Here is a 26,220-nt window from a genome sequence, read left to right on the forward strand (position 1 = left end):
CTCGTCTCCTGAGAGGAGCGCACCATGCCTCCCACCGACGCGAACGCCGACTCCGGCCCCGCCCAGCCGGGTGCTCCCGTCCCGCCGGGCGCCCCCGACCGCCGGGGCTCCTGCAGCCCACGAGCCGACGGTGTGGTCACCCGGGGCGCCCCCTACACCGGGTTCGCCGTCGAGGACGACGACGCGGACTGCGAGGACACGCTGGACCTGCATCTGCCCGCAGACTTCCTCGCTCGCTTCGCCCGGGGGACGGCCTACCTCCTGGACAAACTCCCCACGTGGGGCACCGTGCTCACCCGCGTCGGCTCCTTCCAGCTCGTGCCCGTGTGCATCGACGAAGACCTGCCGCTCATCCACCGCTGGATGAACGACCCCGCCGTCGCGGAGTTCTGGGACCTGGCCGGGCCCCGGCACCGCACGGAGGGCCACCTGCGCACTCAACTCGACGGCGACGGACGCAGCGTGCCGTGTCTCGGCGTACTGGACGGCACACCGATGAGCTACTGGGAGATCTACCGGGCGGACCTGGATCCCCTGGCCCGCCACTACCCGGCCCGCCCCCATGACACCGGGATCCACGTGCTCGTCGGCGGGGCCGCGGATCGAGGAAAGGGGCTGGGATCCGCCCTGCTGCGAGCCGTGGCCGACCTGATCCTCGACCGGCGCCCGACGTGCGCACGGGTCGTGGCGGAACCCGAGCTGCACAACACCCCCTCCCTCGCAGCGTTCCTGAGCGCCGGCTTCCGGTTCGCGGACGAGGTCGACCTGCCCGGCAAGCGGGCCGCCCTCATGATCCGGGACCGAGCCCTGCGCGATGTGCTGTAGCACCCTGTGACGACGTCTTCACCGGGTGCGCAGCTCGGGGACCCGTGCTTCCCCGCGGTCCCCGTCCCGCCTCGATCACAGCCGTCCCCCTGCACTCACCGACCACAGCCCCCGGCGCTTCCCCAGCCCCTTCGCCGGCAGCTCTCAGCCATCCCTTCCGCCCCCGGTTCGCGGCCCTCAGCCGCCCGCCCGCCGCGCCCAGCCCTCAGCGACTCAACCCTCCCGCCCCACCAGCCCCAAGGAGCCAGGCCGTGATCCCGCCGTCCCCATCCGCCTTGATCGCACCTTTGTCAGTGCCGGGCCGTAGGGTGGTTGGGCTATGACGAAGCCCTCACTCCCCGAACTCCTGCACGCCGCTGTCACAGCCGTCGGCGGTACGGAGCGCCCCGGCCAGGTGACCATGGCCGAAGCGGTCGCCGAGGCGATCGACGACGGATCCCACCTGCTGGTCCAGGCCGGCACCGGCACCGGCAAGTCGCTCGGCTATCTCGTGCCGGCACTCGCGCACGGGGAACGGGTGGTCGTCGCCACGGCCACCCTCGCGCTGCAGCGCCAGCTCGTGGAACGCGACCTGCCCCGCACCGTCGACGCCCTGCACCCGCTGCTGCGCCGCCGCCCGGAGTTCGCGATGCTCAAGGGCCGGTCGAACTATCTCTGCCTGCACCGCCTGCACGAGGGCATGCCGCAGGACGAGGAGGACGGCCTCTTCGACCAGTTCGAGGCCGCGGCGCCCACCAGCAAGCTGGGCCAGGACCTCCTGCGCCTGCGTGACTGGTCGGACGAGACCGAGACCGGCGACCGGGACGATCTCACTCCCGGTGTGTCGGACCGGGCCTGGGCGCAGGTGTCGGTCTCGTCGCGGGAGTGCCTGGGCGCGTCGAAGTGCGCGTACGGCGCCGAGTGCTTCGCCGAGACGGCCCGCGAGCGTGCGAAGCTCGCCGACGTCGTGGTCACGAACCACGCACTGCTCGCCATCGACGCCATCGAGGGCGCGCCGGTGCTGCCGCAGCACGAGGTGCTGATCGTGGACGAGGCCCACGAGCTCGTCTCGAGGGTCACCGGCGTCGCGACCGGCGAGCTCACACCCGGCCAGGTCAATCGCGCGGTGCGCCGCGCCGCCAAGCTCGTCAACGAGAAGGCCGCCGATCAGCTCCAGACCGCCGCCGAGGGCTTCGAGCGGCTGATGGAGCTGGCCCTGCCGGGCCGCCTGGAGGAGATTCCGGAAGACCTCGGCTACGCCCTCATGGCACTGCGGGACGCCGCCCGTACGGTCATCACCGCCCTCGGCTCGACCCGCGACAAGTCGGTGCAGGACGAGGACGCGGTGCGCAAGCAGGCGCTCGCCTCGGTGGAGACGGTCCACGACGTGGCCGAGCGGGTCCTGAACGGCTCGGAGTGGGACGTCGTCTGGTACGAGCGGCACGACCGCTTCGGCGCGTCCCTGCGGATCGCTCCCATGTCGGTCTCGGGCCTGCTCAGAGAGAAGCTCTTCGCCGACCGCGCCGTGGTCCTCACCTCCGCGACCCTCAAGCTGGGCGGCGACTTCAACGGCGTCGGCGCCTCCCTGGGGCTCGGCCCCGAGGGCGTCGAGGGCGATGACCTGCCGCAGTGGAAGGGCGTCGATGTCGGCTCGCCGTTCGACTACCGCAGGCAGGGCATCCTCTACGTCGCCAAGCACCTCGCACGCCCCGCGCGTGACGGCGAGCGCTCCGACATGCTCGACGAGCTGACCGAGCTCATCCAGGCGGCCGGTGGCCGCACCCTCGGGCTGTTCTCGTCCATGCGGGCCGCACAGCTCGCGGCGGAGGAGCTGCGCTCCCGGATCCCCGAGTTCCCGATCCTGCTCCAGGGTGAGGAGACCCTCGGTGAACTGATCAAGAACTTCGCGGCCGACCCGAAGACCTGCCTGTTCGGCACGCTGTCCCTGTGGCAGGGCGTGGACGTCCCCGGCCCGAGCAGCCAGCTGGTCGTCATGGACAAGATCCCGTTCCCCCGTCCCGACGATCCCCTGATGAGTGCCCGGCAGAAGGCGGTGGAGGAGGCCGGCGGCAACGGCTTCATGGCGGTGGCCGCCACCCACGCGGCCCTGCTCATGGCCCAGGGCGCCGGCCGGCTCGTGCGCGCGTCGGGGGACCGGGGCGTGGTCGCCGTACTGGATCAGCGACTGGCCACCGCACGGTACGGCGGCTATCTCAAGGCGTCACTGCCGGACTTCTGGTACACGACGGACCGTAACCAGGTGCGCAAGTCGCTTGCGGCGATCGACGCGGCGGCCAAGGAGACGGAAGCGGAGCAGGCGGAGGCGAAGTGATCGCGGGGTGGCCCGACCGGCGCCGGCCGGGCCACCCCGCGAGGGAAAAAGCGCCGAGGGCCCCCGGAGGCACAGGAGCTGGGGACCTGGATGCGGCAGGGCCCCGGAACCGGCGCAGGGGTTCCGGGGCCCGGTCAGGGAGCGAGCAGCCGTGTGGCACGCCCGCCGCGGGCGTCACACGCGCCGCAGCACCGCGACGACCTTGCCCAGGATGGTCGCGTCGTCACCCGGGATCGGCTCGTAGGCCGCGTTGTGCGGGAGGAGCCAGACATGGCCGTCCTCGCGCTTGAAGCGCTTGACGGTGGCTTCGCCGTCGAGCATGGCCGCCACGATGTCGCCGTTCTCGGCGACCGGCTGCCGGCGCACGGTGACCCAGTCACCGTCGCAGATCGCGGCCTCGATCATCGAGTCACCGACGACCTTGAGGACGAACAGTTCACCGTCGCCGACGAGCTGGCGGGGGAGGGGGAAGACGTCCTCGACGGACTCCTCCGCGAGGATGGGGCCACCGGCGGCGATACGGCCCACCAGCGGGACGTAGGACGCGGCGGGCTTGCCGGCGGTGTCCGTGGGCTGGACGGTCACGGCCTGGTCGGAGCCGCGCACCTCGTATGCGCGCGGGCGGTGCGGGTCGCGGCGCAGGAAGCCCTTGCGCTCCAGCGCCATGAGCTGATGTGCGACCGACGAGGTGCTCGAGAGGCCGACGGCCTGGCCGATCTCCCGCATCGACGGCGGGTACCCGCGCCGCTGGACGGAGTCACGGATGACTTCGATCACGCGACGCTGCCGGTCGGTGAGTCCGGAGCTGTCCGCCCGGATTCCTGGAGGTCGGCCCGGTAGGGAGCGCTTGTGCCCCTCGGGATTCGTGGCTTCGTTCATCACGTGTACCGGCTCGACTCGGCCCTGGGAGCGGTCCTGGGCGGTGATGGTGGCACTGTCTGCGGTGGTGGTCACGTCGGCCCCTCTCGATGGTCTCCCTGCTGGACAACGGTAGTTGGTTTCGAAAGGTTGCGCCAAACACACGTTCGAGTGAAAAAGTGCGATTCACCTGACGCGATGGCGTGTCTGGGTGTATTGCTGACGCGCTACCTGGCGGGCAAAAGTGCCCATTGTTGTACTCTTCACCGCCGGGGTTGCCGACCTCGTGGGCCGCCGCCCCAGTCTGTCATCCGGACCCCGGCCGTCCGGGCTTCGGGTCCCTTCTGTGCCGGAGCCCCACGTGTCCTCCGCGCGGCGCCCACGGTATCCCTGTAAGCGTCACAGTGATACGGCCCTGCGTCCGCGTGTCCCGGCGATCACCTGTGTGCGGGGTACGCGGCGCCCTTCCGTCGCGACACGCGACTCTGCCTCGGTGTATGAGCCAATCCCCACATCTAGTGGTTGGATGGCTACGGCAGCCCACAAGTTGTGGTCCCCCCGGTCCGAGGTGGCTCCGCGATCGCCTATGCTTAGGGCTGCTTCGCGGGGCCCATGAGGTCCGGTGGGGTTGTTGAGTCTGCTGTGAGGAGGGTTGGAGATCATGCACTGCCCCTTCTGCAGGCACCCCGACAGCCGTGTGGTCGACAGTCGTACGACCGACGACGGCACGTCGATCCGCAGGCGCCGCCAGTGCCCTGACTGCTCCCGTCGTTTCACGACCGTGGAGACGTGCTCGCTCATGGTGATCAAGCGCTCGGGGGTCACGGAGCCCTTCAGTCGCGCCAAGGTCATCAACGGCGTGCGCAAGGCATGCCAGGGGCGGCCGGTCACCGAGGACGCACTCGCCCAGCTCGGCCAGCGGGTCGAGGAGGCGCTGCGGGCCACCGGAAGCGCCGAACTGACCACGCACGACGTGGGGCTGGCCATACTCGGCCCGTTGCAGGAACTCGACCTCGTGGCCTATCTGCGATTCGCCTCCGTCTACCGGGCGTTCGACTCGCTCGAGGACTTCGAGGCCGCCATCGCGGAGCTGAGGGAGGCGACGCGGGGCCCCGTCGCGGACGAGGACGACGCGGGAACGGGGAGCCAGGAAGACGATCGCGGGCCCGGAGGGACCACCCAGGTCCCCGTGCCCGCCCACGCCGCCGACTGACCGGAGGGACGGAAACCGGGAGGAACACCGGGTTCCGGCCGGGAGGCGGCGACCGAAGACCTGTTGCGGGCGGCGGCTGAGGGTGCCCGCAACACAAGACAGAACACCGTGCCACGGGAACAAACGGGGCACTTCAGGGCGTTTTTGCCCGTACAGGGAGGCGGCATGACAGAGACGGCGAGCGGTCCGGCGCGAGGTTCCCGAGCCAAGGGCACCAAGGCCACCAAGGGGCTGCGGATCGAGCGCGTCCACACCACCCCCGGCGTGCACCCGTACGACGAGGTGGAGTGGGTGAGCCGTGACGTCGTCATGACCAACTGGCGCGACGGCTCGGTCAACTTCGAGCAGCGTGGCGTCGAGTTCCCCGACTTCTGGTCGGTGAACGCGGTCAACATCGTCACCAGCAAGTACTTCCGCGGGGCCGTCGGCACCCCGCAGCGTGAGACCGGCCTCAAGCAGCTGATCGACCGCATCGTGAAGACGTACCGGAAGGCCGGCGAGGACCACAAGTACTTCTCCTCGCCCGCCGATGCGGAGATCTTCGAGCACGAGCTGGCGTACGCCCTCCTGCACCAGATCTTCAGCTTCAACAGCCCCGTCTGGTTCAACGTGGGCACGTCGCAGCCGCAGCAGGTCTCCGCCTGCTTCATCCTGTCCGTCGACGACTCCATGGAGTCGATCCTCGACTGGTACAAGGAAGAGGGCATGATCTTCAAGGGCGGCTCCGGTGCCGGCCTGAACCTCTCCCGCATCCGCTCGTCCAAGGAACTGCTGTCCTCCGGCGGCAACGCCTCCGGCCCGGTCTCCTTCATGCGCGGCGCCGACGCCTCCGCCGGCACCATCAAGTCCGGTGGCGCCACCCGCCGGGCCGCCAAGATGGTCGTCCTCGACGTCGACCACCCCGACATCGAGGACTTCATCGAGACCAAGGTCAAGGAAGAAGAGAAGATCCGCGTCCTGCGCGACGCGGGCTTCGACATGGACCTGGGCGGCGACGACATCACCTCCGTCCAGTACCAGAACGCCAACAACTCGGTCCGCGTGAACGACGAGTTCATGAAGGCGGTCGAGGACGGCGGCCAGTTCGGCCTGCGCGCCCGGATGACCGGCGAGGTCATCGAGGAGGTCGACGCCAAGGCGCTCTTCCGCAAGATCGCCGAGGCCGCCTGGGCCTGCGCCGACCCCGGCATCCAGTACGACGACACCATCAACAACTGGCACACCTGCCCCGAGTCCGGCCGGATCACCGCGTCGAACCCGTGCAGCGAGTACATGCACCTGGACAACACGTCCTGCAACCTGGCCTCGCTGAACCTGATGAAGTTCCTGAAGGACGACGGCAAGGGCAACCAGTCCTTCGAGACCGAGCGCTTCCAGAAGGTCGTCGAGCTGGTCATCACCGCGATGGACATCTCGATCTGCTTCGCGGACTTCCCGACCCAGAAGATCGGCGAGAACACCCGCGCGTTCCGCCAGCTCGGCATCGGCTACGCCAACCTCGGCGCCCTGCTGATGGCCACCGGCCACGCCTACGACTCCGACGGCGGCCGCGCCCTGGCCGGCGCCATCACCTCCCTGATGACGGGTACGGCCTACCGCCGCTCCGCCGAGCTGGCCTCGGTCGTCGGCACCTACGACGGCTACGCCCGCAACGCCGACGCCCACAACCGCGTCATGAAGCAGCACGCCGCCGCCAACGGCACGGCTGTCCGCATGGACGACCTGGACACCCCGGTGTGGGCCGCCGCCACGGAGGCCTGGCAGGACGTCGTGCGTCTCGGCGAGAAGAACGGTTTCCGTAACTCCCAGGCGTCCGTGCTGGCCCCGACCGGCACCATCGGCCTCGCGATGTCCTGCGACACCACCGGAGTCGAGCCCGACCTGGCGCTGGTCAAGTTCAAGAAGCTGGTCGGCGGCGGCTCGATGCAGATCGTCAACGGCACCGTCCCGCAGGCCCTGCGCCGCCTGGGCTACCAGGAGGAGCAGATCGAGGCGATCGTCGCCCACATCGCCGAGCACGGCAATGTGATCGACGCCCCCGGCCTCAAGCACGAGCACTACGAGGTGTTCGACTGCGCCATGGGCGAGCGCGCCATCTCCCCGATGGGCCACGTCCGCATGATGGCCGCGATCCAGCCGTGGATCTCCGGCGCCATCTCCAAGACGGTCAACATGCCGGAGACGGCGACCGTCGAGGAGGTCGAGGAGATCTACTTCGAGGCCTGGAAGCTCGGCGTCAAGGCGCTCGCGATCTACCGCGACAACTGCAAGGTCGGCCAGCCGCTCTCCGCCAAGACCAAGGAGAAGGAGAAGGCCGAGGTCACGGAGAAGGCCGAGGCGGTCATCCGCGAGACGGTCGAGAAGGTCGTCGAGTACCGTCCGGTCCGCAAGCGCCTCCCCAAGGGCCGTCCGGGGATCACCACCTCCTTCACGGTCGGTGGCGCCGAGGGTTACATGACCGCCAACTCCTACCCCGACGACGGTCTCGGCGAGGTCTTCCTGAAGATGTCCAAGCAGGGCTCCACCCTCGCGGGCATGATGGACGCCTTCTCCATCGCGGTCTCCGTCGGCCTGCAGTACGGCGTGCCGCTGGAGACGTACGTCTCGAAGTTCACCAACATGCGCTTCGAGCCGGCCGGCATGACCGACGACCCGGACGTGCGGATGGCGCAGTCGATCGTCGACTACATCTTCCGCCGCCTGGCGCTGGACTTCCTGCCCTTCGAGACCCGCTCCGCGCTCGGCATCCACTCCGCCGAGGAGCGTCAGCGGCACCTGGAGACCGGTTCCTACGAGCCGGCCGACGACGAGGTCGACGTCGAGGGCCTGGCCCAGTCGGCGCCGCGCACCCAGGAGCTGAAGGCGGTCGCCGCGCCGAAGGTCGAGACCGAGGCGGCCAAGTCCGCCCCGAAGCAGGCCCACACCAGCGCCGAGCTGGTGGAGATGCAGCTGGGCATCCAGGCCGACGCCCCGCTGTGCTTCTCCTGCGGTACGAAGATGCAGCGGGCCGGTTCCTGCTACATCTGCGAGGGCTGCGGCTCGACCAGCGGCTGCAGCTGACGGTCCTGACATGACGTGAGGGGCGCCGGTCTCGACCGGCGCCCCTTGCCGTTACCGGATCCTGCCCATGATCCTGGTGAAAGTCGCCGGGTCCTCCTCGAAGCCGTGGACGCCGGGACGGAAGGTCCACTCCCCGGAGCCGTCACGGACGAATTCGGCGATGGTGGCCGCCGTCGCCCCGAGGGCGGAGCCGAAGTCGTCCTCGGCGAGCACGGTGTAGCCCTCCCGGACGCGCATGGCCGGATTGAGCACGTCGACGAACGTCTTGCGCCCGGGCCGCTGCTGGATGACGACGCCGACGACCACGCGCGCGTACCGGGTATCGAGCCGGTCCAGTTCCAGCGCCATGACCTCGTCCCAGCCGAAGCCCTTGCCGTCCGTGCTGTCCCGGTTGAGGAAGATCGTGCCGTCCGGTGAGCGGCTGTCGAAGTGCACCAGGTAGGCGGGATCCCCGTGGGGATCGCCCGAGACGAACGTCGCCGCGACGAGATCCAGATCGGTGGGCGGCCGGCCCGCCGGACTGGGGTCCCACTTGAGCCCGACCTCGACCTTGCGGATTCCCTTGCTGAAGCCGGTCAACAGGCCTCCCCTTCCCCCGGTGGTCGCCTCTCCCCCCAACTCCTCTGCAGCCAGGGGTCCTTGTCCATCGTGCCACGCGCGCGGGGGCAGATGCGCGGGTGATCTCCGCCGGAGCGTGACCGACGCCACGCCCGGTGGCCTTACGATGGCGCGGTGCTGGTCAAGTGGATTCGCTGCACCGTGGTGGACCGCCGCGGTTTCGAGCGGGGGCAGCGGAAATGGGCGGGGCTTCTGGGGGAGCCGGGTTTTCGGGGGCAGGGTGGAGGCTGGAGCCGGCAGCGGTCGGGCGTGGCGCACATCTTCGCCTTCTGGGAGAGCCGCGCCTTCTACGACTCCTTCATGGCCCGCTCCCACGACCGCCTGGCGGCCGCCCAGTCCGGCACGTTCAAGGACGCCCAGGTCAAGCTTTTCGAGTACCGCTTCGATGTGAAGACGGGGTTCGAGCCGCGGTTCACCGACACCGATCTGATCCGCGTGGCCCTGTGCCGGGTCCACGGGGAGCGCGTCGAGCACTTCACGCTCATGCAGGAGAAGGTCTGGAACCCCGCGATGGCCGGTTCGCCCGGGATGATCCGCGGGATGTTCGCCGAGGCACCCGAGCAGGAGTTCCTGGTCCTGTCGATGTGGCGGTCCGCGGCCGAGCACGGCAAGTACCGCACCGAGCGCGTGGAGCGCCTCGCGCTGCGCGCTCAGACCGAGGCCGACATCGCGGCGCTCTCCGGTGACATCGTGGATCTGGAGCCGTCCTGGACGGTCTGAGGTCACGGGGGCACGTTCGGTCACGGAGGTGCGTTTGAAGAACAAACTCTCTTCTCTCGAGGTGTGCATACTGTGTCCGGGAGCGGTCCGAGACGCGGGTTTCGTGTGACCTACGCCGTATGGGGCCCGTGCGGGTGCTCGACCGTCCCCCGTACGATCTAGGGTTTTGGCATGGCACGACCACGGCGCATCGTCCTTGTCCGGCACGGCGAGTCAACGGGCAACATCGACGACTCCGTGTACGAGCGCGAACCCGACCACGCTCTCGCGCTGACCGAGCGCGGCTGGCGGCAGGCCGAGGAGACCGGCAAGAGGCTCCGGGAACTCTTCGGCCGGGAACGCGTGAGCGTGTATGTCTCCCCGTACCGCCGCACGCACGACACGCTCGACGCCTTCCATCTCGCCCCCGACCTCATACGCGTCCGGGAGGAGCCGAGGCTGCGTGAACAGGACTGGGGCAACTGGCAGGACCGCGACGACGTGCGCCTGCAGAAGGCCTACCGCGACGCGTACGGCCACTTCTTCTTCCGGTTCCCGCAGGGCGAGTCCGGTGCCGACGTGTACGACCGGGTCGGCGGCTTCCTGGAGAGCCTGTACCGCAGCTTCGAGGCACCGGACCATCCGCCGAACGTTCTCCTGGTGACGCACGGTCTCGCGATGCGGCTGTTCTGCATGCGCTGGTTCCACTGGACGGTCGCGGAATTCGAGTCGCTGTCGAACCCGGGGAACGCCGAGATGCGGATGCTCGTTCTCGGAGAGGACGGCAAGTACACGCTCGACCGGCCTTTCGAACGCTGGCGTGAGCCGGTGCCGTACTGGGTGAACGGATAGAGTGGCAGAGCGATGACCGCTGACTCCTCTTCCTCCGGGCGCCTGGAGCGCGCCCTGGCGAGCCTGCGCGGACTGGCCGTGGGGGACGCCCTGGGCTCCCAGTTCTTCGTTCCCGCGCACTACCCCCTGCTGAAGCGACGCGAGCTGCCCCCCGGGCCCTGGCAGTGGACGGACGACACCGAGATGGCCTGCTCCGTGGTCGCCGTACTCGCCGCCCACCAGCGTATCGACCAGGACGTGCTGGCCCGCTCCTTCGCCGAGCACCACGACTTCGACCGGGGCTACGGCCCTGCCGTCAACCGTCTGCTGAGACTGGTCCGGGAGGGCGGGGACTGGCGTGAGCTGGCCGCCGCCCTGTTCAACGGACAGGGGTCCTGGGGCAACGGTGCGGCGATGCGCATCGCCCCCCTGGGCGCCTGGTACGCGGACGATCCGGAGCAGGCGACCCACCAGGCCGAGATCTCGGCCTACCCCACCCACCAGCACCGTGAAGCCGTCGTCGGCGCCATGGCCGTGGCCGCGGCGGCGGCACTGGCCGGTTCGCCGGGCGGCCCGCCGAGCCCCGAGTCACTCCTCGACGGCGTCATCGCCCTGGTGCCGAAGAGCGCCGTCGGCCAGGGACTGCGGCGCGCCCGGGACATGCTCGACTACGGTGACGGGGGCACCGTGGCTGCCGTGCTGGGATGCGGACGGCGTACGACCGCCCACGACACCGTGCCCTTCGCCCTCTGGTCCGCCGCACGGAGCCTCGGAGACTACGAGGCGGCCTTCTGGACGACGGCCGGGGTGGGCGGCGACGTGGACACGACCTGCGCGATCGTGGGCGGTGTCCTCGGCGCGGGCAAGGCGGGGGCTCCGCCCCCCGAGTGGGCCGCACGCACCGAAGCGCTGCCGGACTGGGTGCCGACCGGGCCCTGAGAGGCCCTACGACGGAACCACAACTCTCCGTGTTTGCTGGGAACTCTCCGTCACCACCGTCCGTTCTCCCCCTGTCCGCCGTACATCGCGGCTTTCGGATGCGAGGGCGGCGGACACGAGGGAAGGACGCCGGTCGGAGGGGGCGGGGAGATGGTGCGCGCGGTGCCTGTGCTGATGCTGGCCACCGTTCTGGTTCTCGTGCGGGCGCTGCTGCGCACGATGCGGCGGGCCGGACCGCCGCAGGGTCCGACCGTCCCCCGGCGGCAGTCCGGCCGGCCGCGGCTCGGCGCGGCCCGGACCGGATCAGCCGACGCCCGGACCCGCCACGCCGGCGAGGGAGTCGAGGTCGCTCTTGCGGACCCTGATCACCACCCAGGCGGTGACGAACCCGACAGCGGCCATCGCGGCAGCCGGCACGAAGGCGGTCGAGATGCCGTGGGCGAGCACGTCGTGGCCCCAGGGGGCGGGCAACTGGTGCGTTGTGGCGAAGTGGGCCTGCTGCTCCGGCGAGCTGGTGGCGAGGAATTTCGGCAGCTGCTTCTTCGTCTCGTCCTTTGCCGCCGACCCGAACACGGTCGTCAGGATGGACAGTCCGAGCGAGCCGCCCACCTGCTGCATGGCGTTGAGGAGCCCGGAAGCCGCCCCCGCCTCGTGCTGGGCGACGCCGGACACCGCGGTGACGGTGGCCGTCACGAAGTTCAGACCCATGCCGAAGCCGAACACCAGCATCGGCCCGAGCACTCCGCCGAGGTAGGAGCTGTCCGGCCGGATGAAGGTCTGCCAGACCAGCCCGATCGCCACGAGCGCCGAGCCGGCCATCATGAACGGCTTGGGGCCGAGCCTCGGAAGGAAGCGCTGGGACAGGCCCGCACCGACCGCGATCGCGACCGTCACGGGGAGGAAGGCCAGACCGGCCTTGATGGCGCTGTAGCCGAGTACGTTCTGCACGAACAGCACGATGTAGAAGAACATGCCGAACATCGCCGCGGCGAGGCTCAACATGATCACGTACGTGCCCCAGCGGTTGCGGTCCGCGAACATCTTGAGCGGGGTGATCGGTTCCTTCGCCCGCACCTCGGTGAGGACGAAGGCGAGCAACAGCACCACGGCCGCGCCGAACGAGCCGAGGGTGAGGCCGTCCCGCCAGCCGTTCTCGGAGGCGCGGATGAACCCGTAGACCAGCAGTGCCATGCCCGCCGTCGAGGTCAGCGCGCCCGTGATGTCGAAGCGGCCCGGATGCCGCTGGGACTCGTTGATGTACAGCGGCGCGAGCGACGCGATCAGCACGCCGATCGGCACGTTCACGAACAGCACCCACCGCCAGTCGAGCCAGTCGGTGAGCATGCCGCCCGCCAGCAGACCGATGGCGCCGCCGCCCGCGGACACGGCGGCGAACACACCGAAGGCCCGGTTGCGTTCCGGGCCTTCGGGGAAGGTCGTGGTGATCAGCGCCAGCGATGTGGGCGAGGCTATCGCGCCGCCCACGCCCTGCAGGGACCGGGCGGCCAGCAGTTGCCAGGGTTCCTGGGCGAGACCGCCCAGCAGCGAGGCGAAGGTGAACAGCAGGATGCCGGTCATGAACACCCGGCGGCGGCCGAGGATGTCACCGGCTCGCGCACCGAGCAGCAGCAGGCCGCCGAAGGTGAGCGTGTAGGCGCTGACCACCCAAGTGAGGTCCGTGGTGCTGAACTTGAGTGCGGCTTGAATGTGCGGGAGCGCGATGTTCACAATCGTCGCGTCGAGTACCACCATGAGTTGGCAGGCCGCGATGACGGTGAGTGCGATGCCGGGATGCCCCTCCCGGCGGGCCACGCCCGGTTTTGGTTCCTGGAGCAGCTGAGAGGTCGTCACTATGGGTCCCCCATAAAGGCGTTAGTGAACGCTTGCGTTCACTGTCGCGCCCACGGTAGTGAGACTCCGACAGTGAACGCAAGCGTTCACTTAATCCCGCGCCCCGCCTCGCGTCCCCCTGTTGCTGCAGCGCGGCGCCACCCACCCCGTAACCCCCGCTTCCCCTGCCTGCTGGAGAGACACAGATGGTTTCCTCGCGCTGGACGGCCGCCCCCGCCCCGGCGGCCACTCCCCGTCGGCGCGGCGTGGTGCTGGAGCGTGCGATCCTCGACGCCGCGCTGGAACAACTCGGCGAGGTCGGCTGGAAAGGGCTGACCATGGAGGGAGTCGCGGCCGGCGCCCAGACCGGCAAGGCCGCGGTGTATCGCCGCTGGCCCTCCAAGGAGGACCTCGTCGCTGACGCGCTGGTGGCCGGACTGCCTCGGGTCGAGACCGCCCCGGACCTCGGCAGCGTGCGCGAGGACCTCCTCTCCCTGTGCCGTCAGGTTCGGCGGATCATGTACTCGCGCCCTGGTGTGGCGCTGCGCTCGGTGATTCACGAATGCGATCAAGCCCAGGCGGAGCGCTTCCAGGAAGTGATTGTCGGAGGGGTGGTCGAGCCGACCGTCAAGCTCATCAGTGAGGTCATCGTCCGTGGAATGGAACGTGGAGAGGTGCGGTCGGATGCGGCCAACGGCTATGTCCTCGATGCCATCCCGGCCATGATGATGTACCGCTCGAAGATGTGCACTAGTGAATGGAGTGATCGGGATCTCGAAGAGATGATCGACCAGTTGATGCTCCCGCTGCTCCGGCCCCACGGAGGCTGAGCCCGCACGCCGGTGACCTGTACGGCGGTCGGGCGACCGGGGTGTCGGGTGACGATCCCGGCGGCGTACGCTAAGGGCGCCATGCCGTACGAACCACCTACTCACACCGTCGAGCGCTCCCTGCGCGCCACGACCGGAGCGAAGGTCATTGCCGGTGTCGACGAGGTGGGTCGCGGCGCCTGGGCCGGACCTGTCACCGTCTGCGCGGCGATCACCGGGCTCCGCCGTCCACCGGAGGGGCTGACCGACTCCAAGCTGCTGACGATCAGACGGCGCACGGAACTGGCCGGGATCCTGCAGACGTGGGTGACGGCCTATGCGCTGGGGCATGCTTCCCCCGAGGAGATCGACAACCTGGGGATGACGGCCGCACTGCGGCTCGCCGCCGTCCGCGCCCTGGACGCCCTGCCGGTATGCCCCGACGCCGTGATCCTCGACGGAAAGCACGACTACCTCGGCGCTCCCTGGAAGGTGCGCACGGTGATCAAGGGCGATCGGTCGTGTGTGGCGGTCGCCGCGGCGTCGGTGATAGCCAAGGTCCAGCGCGACAAAATGATGGCCGAACTGGGTATCGACCATGCAGACTTCGGATTTGCGGACAACGCCGGGTATCCGTCGCCCGTGCACAAGGCCGCACTGGAGGAGTGGGGGCCCACCCCGCACCACCGCTTGTCGTGGGCGTATCTTGATGCGTTGCCTCAGTGGCGGCACCTCAAGAAGGTCCGCAGCTGGGCGGACGGAAGTGTTCCGGAAATCGAGGGTCAGCTCGGCTTCGATTTCTGACGGTTCCGGTCGCACTGATGTGCCACCCGGTCGCCCACACCGCACCAATGTTTGATAAATATCAGCTCATGCCTCTCATTCCCGAGGAGCCTCAGATTCACGAGAGTGCCCAGGGTCCCCGCGCCACTCCGGCCAGCGGCCGTACCGCGCCGACCCCCCGCCCCGTACCCGGCCCCCGCCCCGCGGCTCCGTCCCGCCCCGGTCGCCCCGGCCCTCCGCGGCCCGTGCCGCCGGTGCAGCGCACGCCGCGTGACGTGGCTCCGGCCAAGCCGGGCCCGTCGGGTCCGGCCGCTCCCGCCGCTACGCCGGCCACCCCGCAGATCCAGCTGATCCCGGCTTCGGCCGAGGGCGCGCTCGACGCCGCCGAGGAGGCGGTGGACCTGCTGCTGGACTCGGGTCGTGCCCCCGGTGACGTACTCGTGCTCACCACCGGGTCCCAGCACCCGTGGGCCGAGCACGAGTTGTCCTTCGGCGAAGCGTCCTACTGGGCGCAGCACGATGCCGGTGACGACGTCTTCTACGCGGACGCCGCCACCGTCTCCCGTGCCGCGTCCCGCCCCGTGGTCGTCGTGGCCGTCAACGGAGGCCCCGCTTCCGCTGCTGCCACGGCCCTTCCGCTGGCCCATGCCCGGGCCGGCGCCCTGTTGATCGTCTGCGGCGACCCGCAGCAGATCAACTCGGTGCTGGGCGCCGGCGTCTGAGCCGCGTCCCGCAGCTCGGGGCGGCCCGGGGCGGCGAAAGAGCCGCTCCGGCGGTAGTCCGCACGGCGTGGCTTTCGGCATGCCCGGACGACCGGCTGCCGTACCGAGCACGGGCCGGCTTCCCGGCGGACGCCGCAGCACCAGGTGCGGAGCAGTGGTCGTCAGGCAGAGGGTCGATCTCGGACGACGATCCTGTGCCCGGTGGGACCGCCCCCGGAGAGTCGCCCGCGCGGCCACGCCGCGGGGTCCCGGCGGAGCGGATCTCGCACGCCTCGTACGACTGCTGGGCGCGGCGCAGGCGTCGGCCTGGTCCCGGCGGGGACCCGCGTGTCACGGCACGGGCCTCGTTGTGCGGCGTCCTGACGGTCACCGCGGCGGGCGATCGGCGTACGGCCGGCTCTCTGTCCGCGCGGCCCCGTCCGGGGTGCGGACGACCGTCGGGCGCAGGGTCTGGCTGCTGCCGCGTCCGTCAGCGGGCCGCCGCGCGGCGCAGGACCTCGGAGACCGGGCCGCCGGTGCGCGGTGCGAGTGGCGGGGCCTCGGACAGGGCGAGGGGCTCGGGTGCGGAGTCGGCGTTGGGGCGGCGTCCGCTGCGCCCCTCGCCGAGCACGTGCCAGCCGTCGTGGGTCAGCGTGATGTACGCCCCGCACCGCAGCCCGTGCAGTGTGCAGGCGTCACGCAGGCCCCACATCCAGGCGCCGTCCTCCTCCGTCCAACCCGCGTCGCCCTCACGGCAGTAGACGAGTATCGCCGTACGCACCGGGGTGCGGCGGCGCAGGTCGTGCGGAATGACCCGGCGCAGCTGTGCGAGCAGCGCGTTGCGGAACATCCAGCCGTCGGCCGGGGACGGGCGACGCGTGAACGACGCGCTGGCGCACAGCCGCTCCTCCGGATCGAGCACGGCCACGATCGCCGTGGAGGGCCTCGGCCCATGGCGGGCGTGCAGTCCGCTGACGACCTCACGGGGGTTGCGCAGCAGGGGGATTCCGGCGGCGGCCCATTCGGCCGGCTCGAGCAGGCGGCTGGCGGAAGCGGCGGACGCGGACGTCGACAACGAGGCCGCCGAGGACGAGGCGAATCCGAAGGTCACGTTCCTCCCTTCGGCTACGCGCCCACACTGCGGGCGAGGTCGGATTCGGGGGACCGCGCACCGCAGCAGAGCCCAACCTGATCACGCACGAGCCGTGCGGGGAGCGGACCTCAATTCTTCCTGTCGAACTTGGATGCGGCAACGATCAATTGGGGCCACCGACTGTTATCCGACGGTGCGTGGCTTATATCCCTACCCAAAGGTTGGACCCCTGACGCCTGGGGTGCGGGGCGTGCCCGTACGCCCGCCGCAGGCGGGTGCGCGGTCACCCCTGAACATGCCAGGAGCAGCGGCGATACCGCCCGTGCGCCGGACCTTTGAGCAGACGGGCTGAGACCGCCGGCGTCCGGCCCGTCTCCGTGAGGTCGTCGACCAGCAGCACCGGGCCGCCGGCTGCGGCGAGCGCAGAGGCGAGGGCGGGCGGCACCGTCAACGCACCGTCGAGGCCTTCAGCCGCTGCGCGCTGTTGCTGCGCGGCACCCGCGGCACGTCCTCGGCGTACTCGAGGGAGCCGAGCAGAGGGCAGCCGGCCGATCTCGGCGATCCGGGAACCCAGGGAATGGATCAGCGCAGGCCGGGTCCGCGAGGCCACCGTGCCGACACCCACCGGCCGGGCCAGGGTGTCGGAGGCGCCGGAAGCCCGGCCGCCGGGGCCCTTCGCCCAGTCGGCCAGAACACCCACCACGGCCCGCGCCACGTCGTCCGGCACGGCAGTGTCCGGCGCCTGGAGGCCGAGGAGCGGACGCGGTTCGGTTGCCCCGGCCGATGTCCGGCAATCGACCCGGAGCCCGTCCCGCCGCAGCCTGCCCACCGGCCGGAATGCGCCCCTTGAGATCGATGCCGATGGCTGGCAGCTCCGTCGGCCGCACACGACGGGGCTCCACCTCGACGCCGGCACGGCCCGGATCGCTGCGCGCGGCGCCCACCGCCGTCACGGACGTGCCGGCGGCGAAGCGCGGACCCGCGCAGGTGTCGCAGCGGCCGCACGGTTGGGCACCCTCATCGTCCAGCTGGCGCCGCGGGAACTCCATGGGGCACTCGGTAGTGGACGCGGAGGCACGTATCCCCTCCTGTGCGGCCGCGCTGCCGGGCCACCCGGTCGTAGCGCTCCGTGTCGTACGACCAGGGCTGCCCGGTGGCGATCCAGCCACCCTGACCTGCGTAAACACGCCGACCGAGGACGGTCGTGGCCGTGTGCTCCGTCCTGGCGTTCCTTGATCGGTGCCCGACGTGTGGCCGTTCGCGTGGGAATCTTCACTCCGAGTGAATTGGCCGACTGTCCGTGCCATCCGGTTGCATGGGGGCATGGACGATCTGGAGCTCCGTACCGAAGCCGATGCCATCCTCGCCGAGCTCGTCGGAGCCCCAGGGGGTTCGGCGCGGCTTCGGGAGGATCAGTGGCAGGCGGTCGCGGCCCTGGTGAAGGAGCGCAGACGTGCGCTGGTGGTGCAGCGCACCGGCTGGGGCAAGTCGGCGGTCTACTTCGTGGCCACCGCTCTGCTGCGGCGGCGCGGCTCGGGCCCGACCGTGATCGTCTCGCCGCTGCTGGCGCTGATGCGCAACCAGGTCGAGGCGGCGGAGCGGGCCGGTATCCGGGCGCGGACCATCAACTCGGCGAATCCGGAGGAGTGGGACGCGATCTATGAGGAGATCTCGCGCGGCGAGACCGATGTTCTCCTCGTAAGTCCGGAACGCCTGAATTCCGTGGATTTCCGGGAGCAGATCCTTCCCAAGCTCGCGGGCACGACCGGCCTGCTGGTTGTCGACGAGGCCCACTGCATCTCGGACTGGGGCCATGACTTCCGCCCCGACTACCGGCGGCTGCGCACCATGCTCGGCGACCTCCCGCCCGGCGTCCCGGTGCTGGCCACCACCGCGACCGCCAATGCCCGGGTGACGGCAGACGTGGCTGAGCAGCTGGGTACCGGTGCCGGTGAGGCTCTGGTGCTGCGCGGCTCCCTGGACAGGGAAAGCCTCCGGCTCGGCGTGGTCCGGCTGCCGGACGCCGCGCACCGGCTGGCCTGGCTCGCTGAACACCTGGACGAGCTGCCGGGCTCCGGGATCATCTACACGCTCACCGTCGCCGCGGCCGAGGAGGCCACCGCCTTCCTGCGGCAGCGCGGGTTCCCGGTGGCCCCGTACACGGGGCGCACGGAGAACGCCGACCGGCTGCAGGCCGAGGTCGACCTCCAGGAGAACAGGGTCAAGGCGCTCGTGGCGACCTCGGCGCTCGGCATGGGCTTCGACAAGCCCGACCTGGGCTTCGTCATCCATCTCGGCTCGCCGTCCTCACCGATCGCCTACTACCAGCAGGTGGGCCGGGCCGGCCGCGGGGTGGAGCACGCGGAGGTCCTGATGCTGCCCGGCAGGGAGGACGAGTCGATCTGGCGCTACTTCGCCGACACGGCCTTCCCGCCCGAGGTCCAGGTCCGCCAGACCCTCGCGGCCCTCGCCGACGCAGGCCGGCCGCTGTCCGTGCCGGCCCTGGAGGCGGTGGTGGATCTGCGGCGCACGCGTCTGGAGACGATGCTCAAGGTCCTCGACGTGGACGGCGCCGTCAAGCGGGTCAAGGGCGGCTGGGAGAGCACAGGGCAGCCATGGGCGTACGACGCGGAGCGGTACGCGTGGGTGGCCCGGCAGCGGGCGGCCGAGCAGCAGGCCATGCGCGACTACGTGAGCACCTCCCAGTGCCGCATGGAGTTCCTGCGGCGGCAGTTGGACGACGAGGAAGCGGCCCCCTGCGGCCGGTGCGACAACTGCGCCGGCACCTGGATCGACTCCTCCGTCTCGGCCGAGGCGCTGACGGGGGCCACGAAGGAGCTGGACCGCCCGGGCGTGGAAGTGGAGCCGCGCCGGATGTGGCCGACCGGCATGCCCGCCCTCGGTATCGACCTCAAGGGCCGCATCCCCGCCGGCGAGCAGTGTTCCGCCGGCCGCGCCCTGGGCCGGCTCTCGGACATCGGCTGGGGGAACCGCCTGCGCCCGCTCCTGGCCGAGAACGCACCCGACAGGCCAGTGCCCGACGACGTCTTGCGGGCCGCGGTGGCGGTCCTCGCCGACTGGGCACGCTCCCCGGGCGGCTGGGCGCCGAATGCCCCGGACGCAACTGCCCGGCCGGTGGGAGTAGTTGCTGTGCCGTCCCTGACGCGCCCGCAACTGGTCGGCTCGCTCGCCCAGGGCATCGCCACCGTCGGCCGCCTTCCCTTCCTGGGCACCTTGTCGTACACCGGGCCGAACGGCGCGCACGCGGCGCGCCGCAGCAACTCCGCGCAACGTCTCAGGGCACTGTCCGGCACCTTCACCGTCCCCGCGGGTCTGGCCGGTGAGCTGGCCGGCTCTCCCGGCCCTGTCCTGCTCGTGGACGACTACACCGACTCCGGATGGACCCTCGCAGTCGCTGCCCGCCTGCTCCGCCAGGCAGGCAGCGGACAGGTTCTTCCGCTGGTCCTCGCTGCGGCAGCCTGAGCCTTCTCATTCCGCGAGTGCGGACGACCTCCTCCCTCCCGCACCCGGCGTGCGGGTTGTCAGCGACATCGACTGCACCCCGACCGGCGAGGCCGGCTCTGTCCGGTGGACGCTGCGGGGGCCGAGCGTCCGAGCCTCCGTGGGCGAGGAGCAGGGGCGACTCCGCGATCTCCACGCCCACGTCGCCGTGGGAGAACCCGACCCTCACCCGCTGACGCCCCTGCGCACGGCCGTCCCGCGGGCGACTCCCGCTGTCGCGTCGGGCGGAGGGGTGCAGTACCGACCGGACGGCGGATGCGAATGTGCATGCGCCGATGGCGGCCGGAGGTGTTCCAAGGACCCTCGATGGGTTGCGATATTGCCTCGTGCCGAGGGGGTTCGGTGCGTCGCAGGGGAGGACGTGGCATGGAGGACGTGGGGCGCCGTCTGGAGGAGGTCCTGCGGCGACGCCGGACGCTGCTCCCGCGGGTCGACGCGGAGGTCGAGCGGTGGGAGGCGGTCCGGGACGGCGTGTCGGTCCTCCGGAAGGCGGTCACGGACGCCGCCGCGGAACTGGACGCGGCCGGACTGGGCGAGCTGGACGTCGAGGAGCTGGCACGGCTGGCCGACGGCTCCCTCGCCGAACTGCGGATCGTGCGGGCCCGCCTGGTGCGCCGCACGGTGAACATCGGGGTCAGCGGCCAGGCCCGCAACGGCAAGAGCACGGCGTTGCAGTCGATGTCGAACCTCGGCGACGACCAGATCCCGACCGGCGCGGGTGGCCCCGTCACGGCCGTACGCAGCCGGATCCTCCACAGTGCGACGCGGCGCGAGGCGCTGCTCACGATGCACACCGAGGCGTCGTTCTGCGAGCTCGTGCTGGCCCCGTACGCCACCGCGCTGTCGATCGGCCCGCTCCTGGCCGACCTCGACGACTTGGCGCGGTTCGACTTCGCCCGGCACCGTGCCGAGCTCGCCGACCACGAGGACAACTCTGTGCTCGGGCCGATGCTGGTGCGCCTGGAGGAGATGCGTGACGGCCTGCCCTCGTTCCGGCGGCTGCTGACCGGCCAGACCCTGCGGGTGGAACTGGAGGAACTGCGGGCCTGGGTCGCGTATCCGAAGGAGAACACCCCCGACGCGGACCGGCGGTATCTGGCGGTGCGGGACGCCGAGATCCACTGCCCTTTCCCGCTCCCGGAGCTGACCAGCCTGGGCCTGTACGACCTGCCGGGGCTGGGCGAGATCGTGCCCAGCGCCGAGGAGCACCACCTGGCCGGCCTGCAGAACGACGTGGACTTCGTCCTGGTGGTGAAGCGCCCGACCGACGGCAACCAGCTGTGGAAGACCGAGGACGCCAAGGCCCTCGGGCTGATCGGCCGGGCCCGCGGCGCGGCGGCGCTGCAGGACTTCGCCACCATCCTGATCAACAACGGCGCGATCGACGAGGAGCCGCTCCACGCGCTGAAGGACGACATCCTCAAGCGGGTGAACAACGGCGTACCGGACTCGGCGCTGCGGGTCCGGGAAGCCGACGCGGCCGACCGCGGCGGTATGCGGGGCATCCTCGCCGACAGTCTGGAGCACCTCTGCGAGGCCCTGCCGCGCATGGACGCCGCGGTCGTCGAGCGCGGGTCCGGGGTCTGCAGGGCCAATGCCGCCGCGCTGGCACGAACCACGGAGGACGCGCTCACGCTGCTCCGCTCGGTGATCACCCCGACGCCCACCGAGGTCCTGATCGACCGGGCCGCGGGGCTGCGCCGCGGGCTGGTGGCGGCGCTGGGGGCCTGGGTGGCCGAACTGGCCGTCCGCGCGTCGGCGACCTTCGACGACGCGGAGTTCCGGATGCGTGCCGAGGGCATCCACGACGAGGTCTGCACCTGGGCCGAGCACGGCTTCGGCGAGGGAGTCGACACATGGGCCGAGCGTGCCCTGGCGGAGATGAACGTCGAGGCCGGCGCCGCGGTCTTCGCCGAGCGCGCGCTGAACGCGGTCCGCGTCGACATCGCGCAGCGGTTCGCGGAGATGGACGCGATCATGGCGGCTCGCCGTGAGGAGTTCTGGCAGGGGCTGGTCGACGCGCTGGCGAAGGAGCTCGGCGGCCTGCTCGACCTCGCAGGCGGGCCGTCGGTCACGCTGCGGACGCTGGCCGACCAGCTCCGCGACGCCGACGCGGTGTGCCCCACGCTGGTCCGCTCGCTGGACTTCGCCCTCGACATCCACCTGGACTACCGGACCCGCGCGCTGCCCAAGGTGCGGTACGCCCTGTCGGCGCTCCAGCCGGAGCCGGCCGCGGGGACGCCCGGTGCGCTGGGGCAGCTGCTCCCGGTCGAGCGGTCCCTGGCCGGCGTACGCGAGCTGCATCGCAAGCTCAGCGAGCAGGCCGTGGGGGCGAGCTACGACGCGAGCCGGTCGGTCGTCGAGGAGGGGCGGACGATCGCACAGGCCCTGTTCGCCTACGGCGAGCAGTTCGAGGACGCGTTCATCCGCTCCGAGGACGCGGAGAAGGAGTTCCGCCGTCTGGCCGAGTCCTTCCGGGACCAGCTGTGGCCCCACGGGGACACGTCCGGCTCCGGGCTGGCGACGCTGCGGATCCAGCGCGTACGGGGAGCGCTGACGACGATCAGACGGTCGCTCGGTGAGGCGGGCGGCCGGCACGACTTCGCGGGGGAGGCCGCTGATGGAGGCTGAGGAGCCGACGCCCTTCAACCTGGCCCTGGTCGGGCCGTCCGGGGTGGGCAAGACGACTGCTCTGACCGCGGCGTTCAGCGATACGGAGGAGCATCTGGCGGGCAGGTCGGTGCGGGTCGTGCCCGACACCGGCACGGAGATCCGGATCCGGGAGCACAAGGAGGCGCTGCGCGCGGCCGAGGACACGGGGGTGTTCAACGCGGGCGCGATCGGCGGGAACGAGGGCTATGAGTTCCTCGGCTTCTCCCTGCGCTCGGCGGGGACGAGCAGGGTCGAGGTCCCCTTCAGGATCCTCGACTACCCCGGCGGCTGGCTCGACCCCGCGTACCGCGCGCGCCTGGGGATCAGTGAGGACGACTGGCGCACGGTCGAGGACCACTTGGCGAGCAGCGTCGTGGCGGTGGTCCCGATCGACGCCGCCCTGCTCATGGAGGCCGGCAGCGAGCGCCGGGCGCTGGCCTCCCACTGGCTCGGTGTGGTCGCCGTGGAGGACGCCGTACGGCTGTGGGCCCGGACCCGGAACCTGCCGGAGAACCGCGCCGAGCCGGCGGTGCTGGTGTTCGCGCCACTCAAGTGCGAGACCTATCTGCGCCCGGGGCGTCCCGCGGGCAAGGACGCCGAGGCGCTGCGCGACCGCGTCAGGGACATGTACAAGCACGTGCTCGACGTGGTGGCCAAGGAGGCGAAGGACCGCGACATCCGGGTCGTCTACGCGCCGATCGAGACGTATGTCAACGTCACCCTGGTCGACGGGCGGTGGGCGCGGCCGTCCGCGACGGAGAAGCGGGAGGCGTTCACGGCACGCTACCGGTTCACGGTCTCGCCGCCGCGCTGTGAGGTGCGTGGCGCGGTGGACGTGATGCGGGAGCTGTGCGCGTGCGTGTTCGAGGGGCGGCGCAGACTGGCCGAACTGGAGGAGCAGGAACGCCTGGAGGAGCAGTACGGCATCAAGGTTCGCCGCTATTCCCGCAAGGGCTTCTTCGGCACGCTCGCCTACCACTTCTCCGGCGCGGCGCGGCGCGACGACATCGCCATCGGCGCGGCGGGGCGGGCGGCGGACCGGGCACGGATGGAACGCGACCAGCTTGAGGAGGACATGAAGATGCTGGCCGAACTTCCGGCCGGGCCGCATGTGGAGCAGTGGGAGGTCGTGCGTTGAGGCTGCACGTGATGACGCGGGGAACCGTCAAGGACTACGTCTTCCTGGGCGGTGCGCCGGAGCGGGAGTGGTGGCGGCCGCTGACCCATGGCTACCCCGCGTACGTGTTCCAGGACAAGGCGGGTATCGCGGTGTCCGGCACGGGGGATGCCTGGTCGGCCGTGTTGTTCGGCATGCCCTCGGCGAGGATGGACTACAAGCCCCGCGCCATCCGCTACACCCTGGTGGTCGAGTCCGAGCCCGACGAAGCCTCCCTGGCCGCAGGGTTGGTACGGCTCGCCTGCGACGCCTCCGCGCGCACCGCGCTCGGTGCGGCGCTGGACGAGGTGCTCACCGCGGAGTTCGTCGACGCCCTGCTCGGGGACGACCCGACCACCGAGCCCGTACCGATCGAGAAGCTCACCGCGGTCGTACGGGACGCGGCGTACGAACGGGCCGCCGACATCCGGGAGCCGAGCATCGAGCTGCCGTGGGTGGGGCCGGCGCCCGACCCGCAGGCTGTCGAGGAGCTGGCGGCGGCGGCCCACCGGCTCGCGGAGGGCGCGGAAGGGCTCTGCTTCGTGGCGCACGCCCTCAAGTCGCGCAAGGATGCGGGGCGCCTGCTGGTCGTCCTCGGCCAGGACCTCGCGGTCCTGCTCACCGAGGCGGACTTCACCGGGCTGCACACGGTGCATCCGCCCCGGCCCGGCAGGCGGGAGTCCGCCGACCCCGGGGAGGACCACACTGGACCGAGAGCCGCGAAGGACGCCGCCGCCCTGCTGGACCTGGTCCGCAGACACCCGTGGGCTTCGGCGGGGTGCGGCGTGCTCGGTCTGCTGCTGATCTTCTGGACGATCCGCAGGATGTGAGGCGCAAGGGCAGCCCGGTCACTGTCACCGTGGCGGGTGACAGCTGGACGGGACGGGTCCTGGTGGAGGCGCCGGTGATCATTGGACTGCTGCGTCCGGAGGGCCGGCAGGCCGGGGAAGTACAGGAGGCTGAGGAAGTCCTCCTGACGGCGCTGTGCGACTTCCGGGAAGAGGCGGGCCGACTCGTGATCGGCGTGCGCGACGCCCGGCTGGACGGTCAGGAGTTCTGCTGGCGGCCCGCCGAGTTCGGGAACGCGGTGCGCGCGGCCCACGAGTCGGCTGCCAGGGAGTTCACCGGGCTCACCATGCGGACGCCCCCTCCGTCCTCCCGGCACGACGAGGACGCGAGGCATTGGGCCCGAAGAGCGGAACTCTCGCTGCGCAGCGGCCGCTTCGAGGAGGCCGTGGACTACGCCGAGGTGCTACTGGACCGCAAATGGCTCGGTGACTTCGCCCGGTCTCCGCTCGGTGACTTCAGCCGGTCTCCGCTCCGCAGGCTCACCCCGACCCGGATCAGCAACCTGGTGCAATCCGTCACCGACAGTCTGGACGGCTCCTCCGACGCCGTACGCGACGCACGACGGGAGGTCGCCTCGCATCTGCGTCGGGTGGCCGGACGGCTGGAGGACGACAGGCCCTTCACCGCGCTGGCCCACCGGCTGGAGGCCGCGCCGTGAGGCGCCCGTACCCGGCCGGTATCTCGACAGGGAGACCCCTGTGACCGAGCACCCGGCCCCGCCACCCGGCGCGCCGCCACGCTGCTGTCCGACCTGCAGCTGACGGCGATTCCTGAAAACGGCTCTGGCCGCGGGCCGGACCCGGTTGCTCAGGCTGGTGACGGCGCCGGCGGTGCAGGACCGTGCCCCGCTGGTGCTGGGGGTGGATGAGTTTGCCTTCCGCAAGGGCTGCCCCTACGGCACCGTGCTGGTCGATGTCGAGGCCGGGCGCGCCGCCCCGGTGTTCTGCGCCCTCCAGGACGCCGCGGGCGACGCCCGGATCCTGCTGCGCCGCCACCTGGACCTGGTGGCGCTCTCGGCCATCGTCCCCGCGCGGCCCGGCGCCGCCAAGCAGTGGCGCGAGCCGGAGGACCGCTTGAACACCGTCATGGCTACCGACGGCGAAGCGTTCCCGGGTCGGACCCGGCTCTTCCTGGCCTCGGTGGACCAGGCCGGCGAGGACATCCGTACGCCCGGACTGGCGGCGACGCTGGACCGGATCGACGCGGCCATCGTCGAGCTGCGCGCCGACGGCGGATCCTTCGGGCTCGCAAGCGCCGTGGGCAGGCCCGACGGGGCGGAGGCCGAGCCCAAGTGGTACGCCAGTCGGCGGCGACCATGGCGGTCAACGGCATCCTGGGCCGGAACTGCGTCCAGCTGGAGGACACGAAGCGGTGCCGCTCGAAGATCGTCGCTCGGCTGCGCAGCGCCGGCTGCCCCGTCGTCGAGCCGCAGACGACGGGAGGCCGACGGTGGTTCGCCGGCCTCGTAGCA

General features: G+C 71.0%; 20 protein-coding genes and 1 pseudogene. 16 read left to right on the forward strand and 5 right to left on the reverse strand.

Features of this window, described 5'->3' with window-relative positions:
* Positions 1-24: 24 nt before the first annotated feature.
* Positions 25-825 carry a GNAT family N-acetyltransferase gene (locus tag ACWC94_RS21535; protein WP_450798422.1) on the forward strand — a complete coding sequence of 267 codons (801 nt, stop codon included), beginning with the start codon at positions 25-27 and terminating at the stop codon, positions 823-825.
* A 319-nt stretch (positions 826-1,144) separates the two neighbouring features.
* Positions 1,145-3,136, forward strand: a complete 1,992-nt coding sequence (locus ACWC94_RS21540; protein ID WP_450798424.1) for an ATP-dependent DNA helicase — start codon at positions 1,145-1,147, stop codon at positions 3,134-3,136.
* A gap of 174 nt (positions 3,137-3,310) precedes the next feature.
* On the opposite strand, the gene lexA is transcribed toward ACWC94_RS21540, so the two are convergent.
* A complete protein-coding gene (gene lexA, locus ACWC94_RS21545; RefSeq protein ID WP_055710152.1) occupies positions 3,311-4,090 on the reverse strand; it encodes a transcriptional repressor LexA in 780 nt (259 codons plus the stop codon).
* 565 nt (positions 4,091-4,655) lie between these two features.
* On the opposite strand from lexA, the gene nrdR reads away from it, so the two are divergent.
* Together nrdR and ACWC94_RS21555 are read left to right on the forward strand one after the other, a co-directional pair.
* The gene (gene nrdR / locus ACWC94_RS21550; RefSeq protein ID WP_450798426.1) at positions 4,656-5,207 is read left to right on the forward strand and encodes a transcriptional regulator NrdR; all 552 of its coding nucleotides are present in this window, start codon (positions 4,656-4,658) and stop codon (positions 5,205-5,207) included.
* Positions 5,208-5,372: 165 nt separating this feature from the next.
* The gene (locus ACWC94_RS21555; protein WP_450798428.1) at positions 5,373-8,267 is read left to right on the forward strand and encodes a vitamin B12-dependent ribonucleotide reductase; all 2,895 of its coding nucleotides are present in this window, start codon (positions 5,373-5,375) and stop codon (positions 8,265-8,267) included.
* 51 nt (positions 8,268-8,318) lie between these two features.
* Here ACWC94_RS21555 and ACWC94_RS21560 read toward each other — a convergent pair whose 3' ends face one another.
* The gene (locus tag ACWC94_RS21560; protein WP_450798429.1) at positions 8,319-8,846 is read right to left on the reverse strand and encodes a TerD family protein; all 528 of its coding nucleotides are present in this window, start codon (positions 8,844-8,846) and stop codon (positions 8,319-8,321) included.
* A gap of 153 nt (positions 8,847-8,999) precedes the next feature.
* Between ACWC94_RS21560 and ACWC94_RS21565 the strand changes: the two genes are divergently transcribed.
* The 3 genes from ACWC94_RS21565 to ACWC94_RS21575 all read left to right on the forward strand — a co-directional run bounded on the left by ACWC94_RS21565 (position 9,000) and on the right by ACWC94_RS21575 (position 11,354).
* On the forward strand, positions 9,000-9,605 hold the full coding sequence (locus tag ACWC94_RS21565) for a YdbC family protein (RefSeq protein WP_450798431.1): 606 nt from the start codon (positions 9,000-9,002) through the stop codon (positions 9,603-9,605).
* Positions 9,606-9,776: 171 nt separating this feature from the next.
* The gene (locus tag ACWC94_RS21570) at positions 9,777-10,436 is read left to right on the forward strand and encodes a histidine phosphatase family protein (protein WP_450798433.1); all 660 of its coding nucleotides are present in this window, start codon (positions 9,777-9,779) and stop codon (positions 10,434-10,436) included.
* A 12-nt stretch (positions 10,437-10,448) separates the two neighbouring features.
* Complete coding sequence (locus ACWC94_RS21575) at positions 10,449-11,354, forward strand: ADP-ribosylglycohydrolase family protein (protein ID WP_450798434.1); 906 nt, start codon at positions 10,449-10,451, stop codon at positions 11,352-11,354.
* 303 nt (positions 11,355-11,657) lie between these two features.
* Here ACWC94_RS21575 and ACWC94_RS21580 read toward each other — a convergent pair whose 3' ends face one another.
* Positions 11,658-13,205, reverse strand: coding sequence for an MFS transporter (locus ACWC94_RS21580; RefSeq protein ID WP_450798436.1), 1,548 nt, complete (start codon positions 13,203-13,205; stop codon positions 11,658-11,660).
* 185 nt (positions 13,206-13,390) lie between these two features.
* Here ACWC94_RS21580 and ACWC94_RS21585 point away from each other — a divergent pair, with 185 nt between their 5' ends.
* The 3 genes from ACWC94_RS21585 to ACWC94_RS21595 all read left to right on the forward strand — a co-directional run bounded on the left by ACWC94_RS21585 (position 13,391) and on the right by ACWC94_RS21595 (position 15,498).
* On the forward strand, positions 13,391-14,014 hold the full coding sequence (locus ACWC94_RS21585; protein ID WP_450798437.1) for a TetR/AcrR family transcriptional regulator: 624 nt from the start codon (positions 13,391-13,393) through the stop codon (positions 14,012-14,014).
* An 81-nt stretch (positions 14,015-14,095) separates the two neighbouring features.
* The gene (locus tag ACWC94_RS21590; RefSeq protein WP_450798438.1) at positions 14,096-14,797 is read left to right on the forward strand and encodes a ribonuclease HII; all 702 of its coding nucleotides are present in this window, start codon (positions 14,096-14,098) and stop codon (positions 14,795-14,797) included.
* Positions 14,798-14,865: 68 nt separating this feature from the next.
* On the forward strand, positions 14,866-15,498 hold the full coding sequence (locus ACWC94_RS21595; RefSeq protein ID WP_450798439.1) for a hypothetical protein: 633 nt from the start codon (positions 14,866-14,868) through the stop codon (positions 15,496-15,498).
* A 469-nt stretch (positions 15,499-15,967) separates the two neighbouring features.
* Here ACWC94_RS21595 and ACWC94_RS21600 read toward each other — a convergent pair whose 3' ends face one another.
* Entirely contained in the window at positions 15,968-16,588 is a 621-nt protein-coding gene (locus tag ACWC94_RS21600) for a hypothetical protein (RefSeq protein WP_450798440.1), read from the reverse strand.
* Positions 16,589-16,857: 269 nt separating this feature from the next.
* Positions 16,858-17,743, reverse strand: a pseudogene (locus ACWC94_RS21605) (recombinase RecQ); the annotation flags it as partial.
* Between the two features lie 150 nt (positions 17,744-17,893).
* On the opposite strand from ACWC94_RS21605, the gene ACWC94_RS21610 reads away from it, so the two are divergent.
* The 6 genes from ACWC94_RS21610 to ACWC94_RS21635 all read left to right on the forward strand — a co-directional run bounded on the left by ACWC94_RS21610 (position 17,894) and on the right by ACWC94_RS21635 (position 26,218).
* Positions 17,894-20,053, forward strand: coding sequence for a RecQ family ATP-dependent DNA helicase (locus ACWC94_RS21610; protein WP_450798441.1), 2,160 nt, complete (start codon positions 17,894-17,896; stop codon positions 20,051-20,053).
* Positions 20,054-20,458: 405 nt separating this feature from the next.
* On the forward strand, positions 20,459-22,723 hold the full coding sequence (locus ACWC94_RS21615; RefSeq protein ID WP_450798442.1) for a hypothetical protein: 2,265 nt from the start codon (positions 20,459-20,461) through the stop codon (positions 22,721-22,723).
* Positions 22,713-23,882: a hypothetical protein gene (locus tag ACWC94_RS21620; protein ID WP_450798443.1), complete on the forward strand. Its 1,170-nt coding sequence runs from the start codon at positions 22,713-22,715 to the stop codon at positions 23,880-23,882. The genes ACWC94_RS21615 and ACWC94_RS21620 overlap by 11 nt, the downstream gene beginning before the upstream one ends.
* An 11-nt stretch (positions 23,883-23,893) precedes the next feature.
* On the forward strand, positions 23,894-24,730 hold the full coding sequence (locus ACWC94_RS21625; protein ID WP_450798445.1) for a hypothetical protein: 837 nt from the start codon (positions 23,894-23,896) through the stop codon (positions 24,728-24,730).
* A gap of 29 nt (positions 24,731-24,759) precedes the next feature.
* On the forward strand, positions 24,760-25,407 hold the full coding sequence (locus tag ACWC94_RS21630) for a hypothetical protein (protein WP_450798446.1): 648 nt from the start codon (positions 24,760-24,762) through the stop codon (positions 25,405-25,407).
* A gap of 202 nt (positions 25,408-25,609) precedes the next feature.
* A complete protein-coding gene (locus ACWC94_RS21635; protein ID WP_450798448.1) occupies positions 25,610-26,218 on the forward strand; it encodes a CATRA conflict system CASPASE/TPR repeat-associated protein in 609 nt (202 codons plus the stop codon).
* Positions 26,219-26,220 lie beyond the last annotated feature (2 nt).

It is taken from the genome of Streptomyces sp. NPDC001135, from assembly GCF_053598395.1.